Raw genomic sequence first — 15,353 nt, 5'->3', positions numbered from 1 at the left:
AAACGACGTCAAAACTCAATGATTCTTTGATGATAACGCTTTATGCTATAATAGTAAACGATAACAAGGAGGAACTACTGATGAGAAAAGCACTAATTTTACCAACTAAATATGTACAAGGTGAAGATGAATTACTGAACTTAGGTTACTTCGTATCGACTTTTGGTTCTTCTGCATTACTGATTGCAAATCCAGCTGATGTGGCTCGTATTCGACCACAACTTGATGCTACCGCAGAAAAATTTGGCGTATCATTTGTTGAAGGCGGTTTCAGTGGTGAAGTCACTCGAGCAGAAACAAAACGATTGCAAGAAGTAGCTAAAGAACAACACACTGACTGCATTATTGGTTTAGGTGGCGGAAAAGCGATTGATGCTTCAAAAGTGGTCGCTGAGGGTGAAAAACTAATTATTGTTCCAACGATTGCAGCGCAAGATGCACCAACCTCTCACTCGGCTGTTTTATACCATGAAGACGGTTCATTTGACGACTATGCTTATTTTAAACAAAGTCCAAGCGTTGTCTTAGTGGATACAAAAGTGGTCGCAAAAGCACCTACTCGTTTCTTAGTTGCTGGTATGGGTGATGCACTGTCCACTTATTTTGAAGCACGTGCAACACATCATTCTTATTCCCGCGTTAATGCAAGTTTGCCAATGGGCTCAAGAGAAGGATTAACTCCTCCTGCTAGTGGTACTTATGCTGCCTTAGCAATGGCAAAATTATGTTGGGAACACCTACAAGAAGACGGCTTGAACGCAAAAATTGCTTGCGATGCAAATTTAGTGACTGAATCATTGAGTAAAATTGTCGAAACAAATATTTTGTTATCTGGTTTAGGATTTGAAAGTGGCGGTTTAGCTGCAGCTCATGCCATTCATAACGGAATGACCGTTTTACCTGGTGCACATAGCTACCTTCATGGTGAAAAAGTAGCTTTTGCAACATTAACTCAGTTAGTTCTGGAAGATGCAAAAAAAGAAGAAATGAATGCCGTCATGGATTTTATGGCTTCTGTTGGGTTACCATTGACGCTAGCTGATTTAGGTGTGGATCACATTACTTATGAAGAAGCACTTGAAGTAGCAAAAATCGCTTGTATTCCTGAAGAATCCATTCATTCAATGCCGTTCCCAATTGTTGTCGAAGATGTTGCAAATGCTCTAATCGTCGCTGATCGAATTGGACAAACCTACAAAGATAGAATGCGTAACTAAAAAGGAGTTTTTTAGAATGAAAAAAAGTATCTTACTCGTTTCTCATAGTCAAATGATTACAGATGGGCTCAAAGAAATGATCGAGCAAATGGGCAAAAGTGAGAATGTCGTACTCTTTTCTCTAGGTGGAACTTCTGATGGAGAATTAGGTAGCGATCCAACCAAAATTGTAGATGCAGTCAATGAAGCAACTGATAGCGATATCTTTTTTGTCTTCGCTGATCTTGGCAGCGCGGTCTTAAGTGCTGAGCTTGCTTATGATTTATTAGAACCAGAGCTACAAGAAAAATATGTTCTAGTAGACGCTCCTTTAGTTGAAGGAGCATTCGCAGCTGGAATCACAGCAAGTGTTTCTGATGATCCCGACCATATTGTCAATGAAGCAAAACAAGCAGCACAGAAAGGTTGGAACTAAAATGAAAAAAATCATTAATGAACCACAAAATATTATTGAAGAAATGCTTGAAGGAATGGTAAAAAGTTATTCGACACTTGTTCATCGAGTCGATGATTCCAGAGTCATTGCTAAGAATCAAACAGATAATGTGCAAGTCGGATTAGTTTCTGGTGGCGGAAGCGGGCATGAACCTGCACACGCTGGTTTTGTCGGTGATGGAATGTTAAGTGCAGCTGTTCTAGGTGATGTCTTCACTTCTCCTACACCAGATCAAATCGAACGTGCTATCGAAGCAACCAATCAGGGAAAAGGTGTTTTATTAATCGTTAAAAATTATACTGGTGACATCTTGAACTTTGAAATGGCAAAAGATTTAGCCGAAATGAACGACATTCCAACAGAAATCGTTGTTGTTGACGACGATATTGCTGTAGAAGACAGCACTTATACTGCTGGAAAACGAGGTGTTGCCGGAACCGTCCTTGTTCATAAAATCTTAGGTGATGCCGCACGAAACGGTGCTTCTCTAGCAGAACTAAAAGAGTTAGGCGAAAAAGTTGTCCAATCAACCAAAACGATTGGTGTTGCTTTGTCGGCTGCAACTGTTCCTGAAGTTGGAAAACCTGGTTTTACTTTAGCGGAAGATGAAATCGAATTTGGCGTTGGTATCCATGGGGAACCAGGCTACCGTCGTGAAAAATTACAACCTTCAAAAAAATTAGCACAAGAATTAGTTGAAAAATTAGTTCAGGCTTATCCAGAAACACCTAAAAAAGTTGGTGTCTTAGTCAACGGTATGGGTGGCACCCCTTTAATGGAACAGTTTGTCTTTATCAATGATGTATTAACTTTACTTGCGGATAAAGAGATTGACGTTTATTTCCACAAAGTTGGAAACTATATGACCTCTATTGACATGCAAGGTCTTTCTCTAACACTGATTGATTTGACAACACCAGCTTGGGTGGAAGCTTTAACAAGTCCAGTTGCAACCATCTCATGGGGCTAACTTAAAAGAATGATTGACAAAAGGAGAATAACAATGGATTTGACAGTTGAAAAAGTACAAGCATGGTTGAATGATTTTTCTCAAGAAATCGAACAAAACAAACACATGCTTAGTGAATTAGATACACCAATTGGTGATGGCGATCACGGAAATAATATGGCTCGTGGCATGACAGCTTATCAAGAAGCATTTGTTGCACAACAACCAAAAACCATTACTGATACGTTTAAAATCTTAGCTATGTCTTTGATTTCAAAAGTAGGTGGAGCTTCCGGTCCATTATATGGTACGGCATTCATGAATTTTGCTAAAGCAACAAAAGAAGTTACTGCCATTACAAATGAAGAACAGTTAGGTGAACTTATACAAGAAGGGTTGAATGGGATCCAACTACGTGGAAAAGCCAATGTAGATGATAAAACAATGGTCGATGTTTGGGCTCCTGTAGCTGAAATACTCAAAAAAAATCAACTTCTAACTGCAGAAGAAATCACAGCTGCCAAAGAACATACAAAAGATTTACAAGCCAAAAAAGGACGCGCTTCTTACCTTGGTGAACGTTCGATTGGCCATATTGATCCGGGAGCTGCTTCCAGCGCCATTTTGTTCCAAACTTTATTACCTTATCTTAACTAGAAAGAAGCAACTGATTCCACGCGCAGGACGCGTGGTTTTTTTGTTTCAATCGCTTTAGCGATTGAAACCGACTAAAGTCATTAGAAAGAGGCAAAGACAATCAAATTGATTGCCTTTGCCTCTTAGTATATTCTTTGTATTTTTTATTGTTAGAATAAATAGTTTAACGCTACTACTATTGGATAATATGCCCACTTTTCATAAAAATATGGAAACATTTTTTAGAAAATCATTTCTTTTTGCTCGGAGCTGGTCGTTTGGTGCCAAAACTTATTACTTACTCGTGACTGTCCCAATAATTTCATTCACTTCACCCTCTTGACCAGTTGTTACTGAAAACGTATCGATGCTATCTGGATTTGTGAAGACAACGATCATGTCAGCTTCTTTACCGTTTGCCTTCAAACTTGCTAGATCGACTTTTGCAAGCATTTGTCCTCGCCCGACTTGTTGACCTTCTTTAACAAAGACAGTGAATGGTTCACCATTTAATTGAACGGTATCGATTCCCATATGAACTAATACTTCAATCCCAGAGTCAGTTACTAAACCAATTGCATGTTTAGTAGGAAAGACACTTGTAACTTTCCCAGCAACCGGTGCAAAAATTTCACCTGATTCAGGAATTACCGCAAAGCCGTCTCCCATCATTTTTTGTGAAAATACTTCATCACCGACTTCAGTGATTGGAATCACTTTCCCAGTAGCTACAGCATATACATCTTGTGTTTGTGGCCCTTCAGGCTTGCTGATCTCTTCCGTAACTACTACTGTTCCTGCTGATTGACTGACAGGACTTCCATGTAATTTACTCATTTCATCAGCAACAAATTGCACTTCTGTCCCAACAATAACTTGGATATTCTGATCATCAATTACTTTCACTCCTGGAACACCAGTTGCTTTAATTTTTGATTGATCAACTTGCTTTGTATCTTTCACTTGTAAACGAAGACGTGTTGTACAATTATCGATTGATGTTACATTGCTTGCACCACCAAGAGCAGCGTAAATATTATCTGCCAAAGCAGAAAACTTATCGTTACCAGTTGCTAAATCAGGTGTTTCTTCACCTGTACCTTCTTCACGTCCTGGTGTCATCAAGTTGAACTTTTTGATAACAAACATAAAAGTAACATAGTAAACAACAGCCATCACCAAGCCGAGTAGGATCAACATATATGGTTTATTCGCAATTGGTACACGTAAACTTAAGAAGAAATCAATAAAACCTGCACTAAAATTGAATCCTGCTGTCCAATGGAAAAGTGCTGCTACAAACATTGAAATACCTGTTAAAGCGGCATGAACAACATACAATGGCCAAGCAACAAACATAAATGAAAATTCTAATGGTTCGGTCACACCTGTAAAGAATGAAGCAAATGCAGCTGCTAACATCAATGATGCTGTTTGTTTTTTCTTCTCTGGACGAGCACATTGATAGATTGCTAACGCCCCTGCTGGTAAACCAAACATCATTACGGGGAAGAATCCAGCTTGATACATTCCAGTAATACCTTTTGTTCCTTCACTTGCCCAGAATTTACCAATATCATCAATTCCTGCAAGGTTGAACCAGAACACATTGTTCAACGCATGATGCAAGCCTGTTGGGATCAACAAACGGTTAAAGAAGCCATATAATCCAGCACCCACTGCGCCCATTCCAGAAATCAATTCACCAAATGAAACAAGGGTATTGTAAACTGGCGGCCAAATAAAAATCAATAATGCCGAAATCAAAGTCATCACACCAGCAGTTACAATTGGAACCGCGCGCTTTCCACTAAAGAAAGATAATGCCATTGGTAATTTTACTTTACTAAAACGATTGTACATTGCTGCTGCAACTAGCCCAGCTAAAATCCCAATAAAAACATTTTTATTATTGATTGCGCCAAACGCAACGTTTACTTGCTCAACATCAACCTTTGTGAACAATGCAACTGATGCACTACTTACTAAAGTCATCGGTGTCAAGAAAGCAACTAATCCTGCTAAAGCAGAAGAACCATCTTTATCTTTCGACATCCCTAATGCTAACCCGACTGCAAATAATAATCCTAAATTATCTAAAATTGTACTACCAGCTTTAATTAAAAAAGCCGCCAAAATGTTATTTCCACCCCAACCACTTGGGTCAATCCAATAACCAATCCCCATGAACAAAGCTGCTACAGGTAATGTTGCAACCGGCAACATCAATGAGCGACCCATTCTTTGCATATAAGCTTTCATTTTTTTCTCTCCCTATTTTTTAATCACAAACGGCACTACGTAAGCGTTCGATGTGGATTGCTAAATAACCCATTTCCTCACTCGTAATAGACATTTGATATTGTTTAAGTAATAAAACACGAATTTTTTTCGTCATTTCATAACTTGCTATATATTTTTTCTTGACCATTTTTAAAATATCTTCATCCAAAACAGCGTACTGTTGGTTCTTATAACGTTGTAATAATAATCTCAAATGATTTGCTAAACGCGTGTAGCTCAAAGACATCTCTTGTGTGTGCAAATCCACCTCAAGTTCTGCCTCGATCAAACGAATCACATCTGAAATAATCGTCACTTCTCGAATGCTTCGATGATTATTCAATTGATTTCTACGACTTGAATGGATATGAATGGCGATATACCCTGCTTGATCATAGGTGAAAGGCACATCTAATGTTTTCGTCAAATGTTCTACAGCCCATTGCGCAATTTGAAATTCTTCGTCATATAAAACTTCGATTTCTCGTAACAATTTGTTGCGAATTACGATACCATTTTTCATATTTTCGGCAGCAAATGCGATATGATCTGTTAATGCAATCAAAATATGTTCATTCAACGGCTCCATCAAAACCGTTTCTGCATGTTGAATGATTTCTTCAGCTGCAAATAAATATTTTTCATCGATTTGATTCAATAAGTTTTGCAATCGAAGTTGTCCTTCTGGTTCCATGACAAAAAGGCGCTCGATATCCTTCATAAAAATAAGGTCATTTCTTTTTTTATCAAAGCTGATTCCTTTTCCAATTGCAACTTTTTCTTGTCCGTCATCGTCTACCAACACGGCATTCTGATTAAAGATTTTTTTAATTTTCATAATGAGTTCCTTTTCTGCAGAAATAGGTTTTTGATTTCTCAACTAATAATCATTTTCCAGAAATTTTTTGGCCTAAAAAATTTCTAGACAAAAGAAAAGCATGGAAAAATCACCTGGAAAATTCCTCTCCCACGTCATCTTTCCATGCCTAGTATGATCTAGTCACATGAAATCAATATTGTTAACAACTAAATTGTATAGACCAAACAGTGTTTTGTCAACCGCTTTCTTTATTTTTTGGTTGGCGACTGTTGAGTTAACTTAACTCTGGCCAGAATTCTTTGTTTGCTTTGTGAAGTTCATCTAAAACTTTTTTACCCACCGTATAGTTAGGGATTGTTTTGTTTAACATAACTGCTTCTAATGCGGTTTGATAAGAACCTGACAAAGCTGCATCGACTGTCATTTTTTCGTAAGCTTTCTGCATCTCCATCAGTCCTTTTTGGAAAGTTGGTATGTGTCCGATGGTAATTGTTTCTGCCCCCATGCTTCCAACATATGCCGGAACTTCGATCACTGCTTCTGGATCAAAATTTGCGATTGATCCCTGGTTTTTTTTATTGACTGTAAAGCGTTCGCGCGTGTTATGGATAATAGCATACGCAATATCCACAATATAATTTCCATGAACACCTGCGTGCAAGCTTGAATCTTTGGCGCTGCCATTAGCAATCACACGACGACATTCTTCATAAATTCGTTTTTCACGACCTTGCATCACATAATCGCCACGAGTAAATGAGGGATCATCATGTGCAATCATTTCATCTGGTGTTAAATAATACTGCAAGTAACAATTTGGGAAATATTCCGGGAACCGTTTGAATAAGCTAATCATCTGGCGATAGGTATCAATCCAATACTGATCTTCTTTCGTTTCATCATTTGATTGTAATAGTGTATCAGTTTTACCAGAAAGAACGTCTTCTCTTAAGATTGGTAAAAGGTCGGTTCCTTTCTCATCAATGATATTCGTCCACCATCCAAAGTGGTTCATTCCAAAATACTTAAATGTTAAGTCACGTAAATCTTTGTTGAAATACTTGGCTATCGCGCCTTCAATCGAAATCGGCATATCACAAATACACAATACATTTGCATCAGGAAATTCTCGATAGATCGCTTCAGAAAGAATAGCTTCTGGATTTGTGTAATTGAGAATCCAAGCTTTTGGACAAATTTCTTTTACCTTTCGAATAATTTCTAACACTGCTGGAATCACACGCATGGCAAATGAAAATCCACCTAGTCCACAAGTTTCTTGCCCAACGACACCATTGTTAAGACAAATTTTTTCATCAATTGCACGTTGCTTATTCAAGCCTGGTCTAATTTGCATAAATAAGAAATCAGCATTCACTAACGCTTCATCAATATTTGTTGTATAACTAACTATCACTTTTGAACCTAATTCCTGATAGTACATTTTCGTATATTGACCAAGTAGTGAAACTCTTTCTTCATCAATATCATATAAAACTAATTCGCTTAGATTCAATTCTTCCGCACGTTTTCGTAAAACCTCTAAAATTCCTGGTGATTGTGTTGAACCTCCACCAATCATTACAAATTTATTTCCCACTGTTGTTTTCCTCCATTTATTTTAATTATTAATTTCTTTTAGATGCGTCACATACGCTTCTACTTTTTCACGTTCTTCTTCAACACCCATCCCAATAATGATCTGGATATGCTTTCCTTTATCTACAATACCTGACGCCTTCACTTTTTGTTTCAGTAAATCGATGTCAACTTTTTGTTCATCTTTTACATCCACTCGTAGACGCGTATAGCAGTTAACGATACTTTCAATATTTTCCGCACCACCTAAACCAGCAACAATTATCTGTGTTTGTGGCTCAAATTCACTATCGAGACCTGTTGTAACAACTGTTTCATCAAGTCCTGCAAGCTGAGTTTCACTTTTCTCGCGTCCTAAAGTCGGAATATCTAAACGAATAATCAATTGCTTAAATACGATATATTCCAAGACTGCCGTTGCAAAAAACATAATAGGGATCAAATATTGATGCCCGAGACGACTCGGAAATGCAAAGCTGTTGATAATCATGTTGATACCTGTATCAAATTGAATATTGATGCCCACTAAATTAGTGAAGAATAAGCTTAGTCCGTAAACAACTGAATGTGCTAACCACAAAACAGGCGACAAGAATAAAAATAAAAATTCTAATGGTTCAGTCACACCCGCCAAAAATGCCGTTGTAACCATTGGAATCAAAATGGCCGCAACTTTTTTACGATTCTCGATTCTGGCTGTTTTCCAAATAGCAAAAGCAATCCCGATAGGCAACGAAATCGAACCAAAATTAGACAGATAACCAATAGAGGGATGCATTGACGTGATTTGACTAGCATTTCCCAATTCTGCCAACCAAATATTGTAAGCTCCTTCATACACTTGACCCGCAATTTCAGCGCTGCCCCCTAATGGTGTATAAAAAATCGGCATCCATAAGAAATGATGCAAGCCAAGTGGCAGCAATAAACGATTTAAGAAACCATAGAAGAAAAATCCGGCTGAGCCAGCAGTTGTCGTTGCCTTAACTAGGCTTTCAACGCCAAAATTGATTATTGGCCAAACATAAGTGATTCCCATTGCAAACAAAATCGTAACAAATACAATCAATAAGTAAGCAGATTTTGTCCCAGAATAAGGCGAAAGATACCGGTGCAATTTAACCTCACCAAATCGATTAACCATCCAACCAACCATAACTCCTAATGAGATTCCTAAAAAGACTCCCATGTCCGTAACTTGAATCCCGAAAACCATTCCTTGACCAGTCCCATAAAGACCTTGCTCACCTGCGATTGCTAAGCGATCGGTTATTGTTAACCATGAATTGTTTGCGTATAAAAAAATCAAGTAAGTAATAATTCCTAAAATGGCGGCATCCGTTTTGAACTTTGGCTTTGCCAAAGCTGCAGCAATTCCCACACAAAAAATCGCACTTAGCTGGCCAATCATACCTGAAGACAAAATATTAAATACAAAATTCCCGACATCTTTGGTAAAAGTTGGCATCATCTCAAGTTTTAAGATCGCACAGACAGACAAAATAATTCCTGTAACAGCCATGAACATCACTGGTTGGATAATTGCCTTAGAAAAAACACTAGCCGATTTCATAACTTTCTCTTTCATTCTATTTCTCCTTTTTTAATTTGGCTTTATGCAACTAAACTACGTGCTAATTGACAATCAAGTGATCTGTCGAGACCTCTTGATAATTACACAGTGTGATCTCTTGCTCATCCAATAGATTTTTTAATTGTTCAGCACACAAAATAGCAACTTCTTTGGTTCGTTGAAGATGAAAACTTGAGCCAAAGTATAACGACTCATCAACAAATGCCGGGTGAACCATCAATTCAGTTACCGCATCATCCTCTACCTGCTCCAATACTGATTGGATTTCAACTAAACAAGCAGTCATATTTTCAGCAAACGGTTGCTTCAGATCACGAATCGAAGGATAATTCATCAAGTCGAGAAATCCACTGATATTTTTTTGATAAGGTAACTTGATTTGTTTTTCCAAATCAAATGCATTTCGAAAGCATAGCTGATATTTCTCAGCAATTTTTTTCGTAATCGCTAAATTTTCTGGGAATGTGTGCACATGATGATGGCTATCTAAATGAGTTAATTTCAACCCGTTTTCCAACAAGTAATCGATTTGACTTGACCATTCATGGAAAATCTCTTCCTCTTTCATAAGTGAACGATTTTTTTTATAATCCTCCAAATGATAAAATTGTCCTTCTTCATTTGTTAATGAGGTTGCAAGTGTCAATGGTTGGCCACAAGTCAACACAAGATGCCCACCTACGCCAAGTCCCTGATTCGCTTTTGCAAGCCGGATTGCTTCCTCTCTTCCTGGCATGTTCGCCATCAGAGTAGTCGAAGTTAGTGCTCCATCTCGATACGCTTTGATAATGCCTGCGTTGACAGCTGCAGAATAACCAAAATCATCTGCATTGATAATTACTTTTTTCATACTTATCCTTCTTTCATCAAAGAAAATAGATTCATACAATTGTATTTGCTTTCTTTATAGCCATAGTATAGTATCTTAATAAAGCGCATACAATGCTTATTTAACAGGTTGATTTCGTTTTCACACACTGAAAATATTTTCAAGAGAGGGACTATTCAATGACCAAAATTTATTATCTTAATCGTTTATTTCCAAACAATTCATTTCATTCGGACGATGAACGAATGATTGAAAAAATTGTCGAAGCAATCCATAGTAATGAAGACTTAGATATTCGCAACATTGCCAAGATCAATTACACCTCTCCTTCCTCAATCAGTCGTCTAGCTAAACGAGCAGGATTTAATAATTTCAAAGAACTTATTTTTTTTCTTTCCAATAAGTTTTCTGCCTCTTCAGTCAATCAAATCGAAGAACTTTCTTTTGTGACAACTAATCATGGGTGGGAAAAAATTGATTGTTACTTCAATGAAGCTTTTTCTGAGAGAAAGATTTATCTATTTGGCGAGGGATTTTGCCAGTTTCTCGTTGATTATACTTACCGAAAATTATTACTAAAAAAAATTTATGCAATCGACTTAGAGGGAGTGGAAATTAGCCTTGTTACTGACGAAACCCCACACACCTTGATTACTTTTTCTCAATCTGGTGAAAATCAAAATGGTTTGATCAAAATGAAAGAGTGCAAAAATTACGGTGGACACGTCATCACGATCACGGCTAACGAAAATAGTAGCTATGCTAAAAAAGGAGATCTCTCGTTTCTGGTCGAAAGTGGTACTGCTGACTCTGGACCAGAAAATCAACAACTTAATTATTTTTTCGGTAATGCTTTAAATTTGATTGAGTATCTGATTGCCCGTTATGCCAATTGATAACATTCTAAATTCTCTACTGTTTCTTGTTATTGGATCAACACATCGAATTTTACCAATCAATGATGCAAAAAAGGACGTTAATCTTGTACTGACCGCCAAAATGTTAGATTTTTAGTCTATCTTTTTGGAGTGGTACATCTCTTTACGTCCTTTTTCGTATATCCTTTTTATTTTGCCATTCTTTCAAATTTCATAGCAAAAGCAGAATTTATTTTTGCATTTTTAGTCAATCATTTGCCATTGGCTTCTCCAAGCACCAGCATGAATAGGGCTACATTCAAGATAACCTAGATTATTTTCTATATGGATTACTTGCGTCGGTTTCCAACGATTCACGAACCGAGTGTAATTACCAACTGTTTCTTTTTTCCACTGTGCGCTGTAATACGTTTCTGGCACTACACCGTGTTCGACATATCCTTTTTGATGCTCATTGTGTAGCAACTCATTTGTCTTTGTATTTTTAATCAGAAAATACTCACCTTTAGGAATTATTTGCCATCTTTCAAGATTTTCATTTGTCGTTGACAGAATAACCTTGTCTGATTCAGTAGCTAAACTAAGAAATTCGCCTGTCTCACGATTTTTGATTCCTTGATTTGGTATATCATAGCCAGCATCTTTTTTATAAACCCGTACATAATCAATTGCCCATTCTTTAGGATAAACCTCATTGTGTTTTCCTGATCCTGCGTCTGTGTATATATTTAAAATCATCCCCATTGGATAATCGGGTGCTTGATTAATTGTCCTGAATAATTGACCATCAAAGTAAAATTTAAGTGAACCAGGTTCCCATTCCATGCCATAAGTATGGAATTCATTCGTTAAGCTATCTATTCCAACTTCTCCTGGAACCACAGCTTCTGTACCGCCAATTGTTGCTGTTGTACTATCTGTCCACGATCTTGAAAAGAACGGGTCATTCCAACCATATGTGCATACTTGCCATAAGCCTTTCTGGCGATTGGCTTCTGTAACGTTCTTTGTTCCAACTGGTCGCTGAACATTTTCACTGTAATCAAAAAAAGTTTCAATGATATCAATTTCGCCTGTTTCTCTTGAATTTTCCCAATCATTCGTATCATTTTGCATACCAACTAACCACCATGCCTGATGGCCGCCACCACTACTATTTGATAATTTTGCTCGGATTTCAAAATAACCATATGTCGTTGCATACCCACCAGTTTTCTCATCCCCCAGCATTTCATTTTCAGGTGAGATAGGAGACATCAGCTTCTTGCTGCCACTAAAATTATGAATCCAGTTTTTATTAAATGATTGAATTGCACTGGATTTGACACCTGTTGTTCCGTATCCATAATTATCCTTATCTAGTGTTGGCGCCCAAGCTTTTTGATCTGGTTGGATGGACTCAATCAAATTTCCTTCTTCAAAGCGATAATTCGCTTTAGCATCATTCGGATCATCTGCCCAATGTTCCAAATATTTGTCATTCCATTTTGATCGATCTAAAGTTGGTCCATTGAATTCATCGTGAAAATCTAGTGTATATCCGTTTTTTTCTGGAATTTGTTCTTCTGCTTCTACCACTTTTCCTAAACTCAATCCAACACTTGCCACAGCCAGTACACAAACTAACTTTCTCATAAAAAGAAACCCCTTTCATTTTTTGTTCAACCAAAGTGTAGCACAGCTTTTTAATTGACTAGCTTGTGATTTGTTATCATGAATCTATTTTTATATTTTGAAAATAGTTGCAAGTTAAGAAGGAGCGTTTCATTCAACCCAAAATAAAAAATACGATGCCCATAAGCATCGTATTTTTTATTAAACATTTAGTCAAAAATTATAGAAGAACTACATTTTTTCGTTTTTCTACTATAGAATAGCTGAGTGTTCATCGGTATAAATAGTATCATCATTTGTACCAATAATTGGATCATGAATAATATCCCACATCGCACCAGCATATTTCAGTTGCGTAATTACTTGATATCCAGCAGGGGCATCCGCAATAGGTAATTGAGGATACTGTGCTAAAAGTTGACCATAATCAATTGTGATATGTGCATCTACACCACCTGAACCAATCCAAAATGAACTTGGTGCCTTAATAATCAATCGATCAGCATAGATTTCACAGTTCGCAGCAGTGATTTTTTCTTCAGCACCCATCCCTAAAATACCTGTAACTGAGATTTTCCCACTAATTCCTGAAACAAAACTTGGTACAGAAGCAGCATATTTAAATTCTTTAGGTAATTTGATTGTTAAAGCTGCCTCATCACCGTCAACGAAACCAAAATCTTCTGAATGATAATGTAAAGTCAAGCTACCAGTTCCGGGTACACCTTCAATATAAGGAGTCATCATTCCTTCTAGAGTACCTTTGGCAATACCAATAAGCGTTCTGGAATTTGTTGCTACGCGATCATGCGTACTTACTTGATTTTCAGTAGATGATACTACATCTGCAAAAGAGTTAACACTTCCTAAATTAGTTGCTAACAGTGTCGCACCTACTAACATAGTTGTTAAAATTTTTTTGTCCATTCTATTCTCTCCTTAATGTTTATATTATTATTGGGTAAATATTTTTTATATAATATTTATAAGTACTACTAAAAGACGAATAAATATATTTCTCTAATAACATATTTTGTATTAAAAAATTAAAAATACTTGCATACCACCAATAAATGACGATTCCTACGTTGACTTTAAGTGAAAAGCGAAACATGATGATAGAGATAATCGTAGTTATAGCGATACTCAACCATTTTTCTTTTCTTGTACCTATTTTAGTTGCATTCAAGCACCCTACCACTAAAAGTATGACTAAATAAATCATTGGAGCTACTATAGTCGCGTCTGGTTTTGAAACATTAAACCACAAATAAGGATAGTCTTTCATTTTGTGCAGTGCATTTAAAAATGTTGCGATGATTACACCCTCAAAAACTATAGATGCAAAACTAAGCAAAGTACTTCCATTCCTCGAAAAAGAATATACAACATTTAACTTCTCTAGATTCTCTAGTTTTGTACTTGTTGATTTCTGATATTGTGCTTGATTTTCTTTTATTATTTTTTTTAATAATTTATTTTTGTACCTGTAAACTCGGGTAGGTATCGTCAATGTTTTGACAAAAAAAGTGGTAATAAATATGGAAACAAGCGGCCCTAAATACTGATTAAGCCATTCTAAAATTGAGAATAAGATCAACATATCATCACTCACTCTAAACAACTAGATTTAAAATATCAGGATTGATTTTGATACTTTTGATTTCAACAGGTAATTCCGAGCTAAATTGCCGCACATATTTCAAAACATCTTTTTTGTAACAAGTAAACTCTACACGATTTTCAGATAAATCAAAATCAAATAAATCTACTTTGTTTTTAGCAAAGTATTCTCCCAATAATTCAATTTTTGTTTGTGGATAAGTTACCGTTACTTGAATAGGTTTCTTACTTTCTTCACTGGTTAGTAAGTTTTCTTCAGAAAAAACTATCTTTCCTTTATTGATCAACAATACTTTATCTGCCAATGACTCAATCAATTGCCAGTCATGGGTAGAAACAATCATACTCACTTTTTTTCGTTTTAATTCCTTAAATAGATTTACAAATTTAAACACTGTCTCTTCATCTACTCCTGAAGTAGGCTCATCTAAAATTAAAAATTTAGGATCAAACAATAATGCTTGAGCTAAACTTAGTTTTTTTTTCATACCAAATGAGTAGTTTTTGATTAAGAGTCTATCCGGAACTTCCAAATTAACACGTTTAAATAAATCTACTATTTCGTTTTTTCTTATTTTTTTCCCTTTGAGAGAAGCCATATATTTCATAAAATGTGGACCAGTAATTTGATTGTACAAAGCATCTGTATCAGGCATATAGCCAATAGAATCATATTTATTCTTTGGTATGTCAATTTCGCCACTAGTAGCATTTGAAACTTGGGCTACTATTTCTAATAATGTAGACTTTCCCGAACCGTTTTTGCCATTGATCATGACGATTTCACCATCAGCTATTTCAAAATTTATATTTTTTAGTAAATGATGCTTTGAAATAGATTTATTTATATTTTTAATTGCTATTTTAGGGTTCAA

At 36.4% G+C, this 15,353-nt stretch carries 14 protein-coding genes; 5 read left to right on the top strand and 9 right to left on the bottom strand.

Annotation, left to right across the window (positions count from 1 at the left end; genetic code table 11):
- Positions 1 to 80 precede the first annotated feature (80 nt).
- Genes AC4BD1_RS01325 through dhaL form a run of 4 tightly spaced genes read left to right on the top strand, consistent with a single transcriptional unit; the run spans position 81 to position 3,259 of the window.
- Positions 81 to 1,217 carry a glycerol dehydrogenase gene (locus AC4BD1_RS01325; protein ID WP_490485707.1) on the top strand — a complete coding sequence of 379 codons (1,137 nt, stop codon included), beginning with the start codon at positions 81 to 83 and terminating at the stop codon, positions 1,215 to 1,217.
- A gap of 16 nt (positions 1,218 to 1,233) precedes the next feature.
- A complete protein-coding gene (dhaM, locus tag AC4BD1_RS01320) occupies positions 1,234 to 1,632 on the top strand; it encodes a dihydroxyacetone kinase phosphoryl donor subunit DhaM (RefSeq protein WP_206909392.1) in 399 nt (132 codons plus the stop codon).
- A 1-nt stretch (position 1,633) separates the two neighbouring features.
- Positions 1,634 to 2,623: a dihydroxyacetone kinase subunit DhaK gene (gene dhaK / locus AC4BD1_RS01315; RefSeq protein WP_490485706.1), complete on the top strand. Its 990-nt coding sequence runs from the start codon at positions 1,634 to 1,636 to the stop codon at positions 2,621 to 2,623.
- Between the two features lie 33 nt (positions 2,624 to 2,656).
- Positions 2,657 to 3,259, top strand: a complete 603-nt coding sequence (dhaL, locus tag AC4BD1_RS01310; protein ID WP_206909394.1) for a dihydroxyacetone kinase subunit DhaL — start codon at positions 2,657 to 2,659, stop codon at positions 3,257 to 3,259.
- Between the two features lie 273 nt (positions 3,260 to 3,532).
- Here the strand turns inward: dhaL and nagE are convergent, their stop codons facing one another.
- The 5 genes from nagE to AC4BD1_RS01285 form a co-directional block, all read right to left on the bottom strand.
- Positions 3,533 to 5,500, bottom strand: a complete 1,968-nt coding sequence (nagE, locus tag AC4BD1_RS01305) for an N-acetylglucosamine-specific PTS transporter subunit IIBC (RefSeq protein WP_490485705.1) — start codon at positions 5,498 to 5,500, stop codon at positions 3,533 to 3,535.
- Positions 5,501 to 5,519: 19 nt separating this feature from the next.
- The gene (locus tag AC4BD1_RS01300) at positions 5,520 to 6,359 is read right to left on the bottom strand and encodes a PRD domain-containing protein (RefSeq protein WP_206909397.1); all 840 of its coding nucleotides are present in this window, start codon (positions 6,357 to 6,359) and stop codon (positions 5,520 to 5,522) included.
- A gap of 256 nt (positions 6,360 to 6,615) precedes the next feature.
- The gene (locus AC4BD1_RS01295) at positions 6,616 to 7,941 is read right to left on the bottom strand and encodes a family 4 glycosyl hydrolase (protein ID WP_490466761.1); all 1,326 of its coding nucleotides are present in this window, start codon (positions 7,939 to 7,941) and stop codon (positions 6,616 to 6,618) included.
- Between the two features lie 21 nt (positions 7,942 to 7,962).
- On the bottom strand, positions 7,963 to 9,528 hold the full coding sequence (locus AC4BD1_RS01290) for a PTS transporter subunit EIIC (protein ID WP_206909402.1): 1,566 nt from the start codon (positions 9,526 to 9,528) through the stop codon (positions 7,963 to 7,965).
- Between the two features lie 46 nt (positions 9,529 to 9,574).
- Positions 9,575 to 10,384 carry a carbohydrate deacetylase gene (locus tag AC4BD1_RS01285; RefSeq protein WP_490466759.1) on the bottom strand — a complete coding sequence of 270 codons (810 nt, stop codon included), beginning with the start codon at positions 10,382 to 10,384 and terminating at the stop codon, positions 9,575 to 9,577.
- A gap of 158 nt (positions 10,385 to 10,542) precedes the next feature.
- On the opposite strand from AC4BD1_RS01285, the gene AC4BD1_RS01280 reads away from it, so the two are divergent.
- Entirely contained in the window at positions 10,543 to 11,259 is a 717-nt protein-coding gene (locus tag AC4BD1_RS01280) for a MurR/RpiR family transcriptional regulator (RefSeq protein WP_206909409.1), read from the top strand.
- A gap of 225 nt (positions 11,260 to 11,484) precedes the next feature.
- Here the strand turns inward: AC4BD1_RS01280 and AC4BD1_RS01275 are convergent, their stop codons facing one another.
- The 4 genes from AC4BD1_RS01275 to AC4BD1_RS01260 all read right to left on the bottom strand — a co-directional run bounded on the left by AC4BD1_RS01275 (position 11,485) and on the right by AC4BD1_RS01260 (position 15,353).
- Positions 11,485 to 12,876: a family 16 glycosylhydrolase gene (locus AC4BD1_RS01275; protein ID WP_490485704.1), complete on the bottom strand. Its 1,392-nt coding sequence runs from the start codon at positions 12,874 to 12,876 to the stop codon at positions 11,485 to 11,487.
- A 231-nt stretch (positions 12,877 to 13,107) separates the two neighbouring features.
- A complete protein-coding gene (locus AC4BD1_RS01270; protein WP_490485703.1) occupies positions 13,108 to 13,782 on the bottom strand; it encodes a hypothetical protein in 675 nt (224 codons plus the stop codon).
- Between the two features lie 19 nt (positions 13,783 to 13,801).
- Positions 13,802 to 14,470 (bottom strand): YidC/Oxa1 family membrane protein insertase, encoded by a 669-nt coding sequence (locus AC4BD1_RS01265; protein WP_490485702.1) that lies wholly within the window; start codon positions 14,468 to 14,470, stop codon positions 13,802 to 13,804.
- A gap of 1 nt (position 14,471) precedes the next feature.
- Positions 14,472 to 15,353 (bottom strand): ABC transporter ATP-binding protein, encoded by an 882-nt coding sequence (locus tag AC4BD1_RS01260; protein ID WP_490485701.1) that lies wholly within the window; start codon positions 15,351 to 15,353, stop codon positions 14,472 to 14,474.

This window comes from Enterococcus sp. DJ147D b, assembly GCF_058216655.1.
This window is presented reverse-complemented; position numbering and strand designations above follow the sequence as displayed.

Bases quoted from the DNA above. Each gene is read 5' to 3' on its own strand.
- AC4BD1_RS01290 (WP_206909402.1), bottom strand. From the start codon at position 9,528: ATGAAAGAGAAAGTTATGAAATCGGCTAGTGTTTTTTCTAAGGCAATT.
- AC4BD1_RS01280 (WP_206909409.1), top strand. From the start codon at position 10,543: ATGACCAAAATTTATTATCTTAATCGTTTATTTCCAAACAATTCATTT.
- dhaL (WP_206909394.1), top strand. From the start codon at position 2,657: ATGGATTTGACAGTTGAAAAAGTACAAGCATGGTTGAATGATTTTTCT.
- nagE (WP_490485705.1), bottom strand. From the start codon at position 5,500: ATGAAAGCTTATATGCAAAGAATGGGTCGCTCATTGATGTTGCCGGTT.
- AC4BD1_RS01300 (WP_206909397.1), bottom strand. From the start codon at position 6,359: ATGAAAATTAAAAAAATCTTTAATCAGAATGCCGTGTTGGTAGACGAT.
- AC4BD1_RS01325 (WP_490485707.1), top strand. From the start codon at position 81: ATGAGAAAAGCACTAATTTTACCAACTAAATATGTACAAGGTGAAGAT.
- AC4BD1_RS01275 (WP_490485704.1), bottom strand. From the start codon at position 12,876: ATGAGAAAGTTAGTTTGTGTACTGGCTGTGGCAAGTGTTGGATTGAGT.
- AC4BD1_RS01285 (WP_490466759.1), bottom strand. From the start codon at position 10,384: ATGAAAAAAGTAATTATCAATGCAGATGATTTTGGTTATTCTGCAGCT.
- dhaM (WP_206909392.1), top strand. From the start codon at position 1,234: ATGAAAAAAAGTATCTTACTCGTTTCTCATAGTCAAATGATTACAGAT.
- AC4BD1_RS01270 (WP_490485703.1), bottom strand. From the start codon at position 13,782: ATGGACAAAAAAATTTTAACAACTATGTTAGTAGGTGCGACACTGTTA.
- dhaK (WP_490485706.1), top strand. From the start codon at position 1,634: ATGAAAAAAATCATTAATGAACCACAAAATATTATTGAAGAAATGCTT.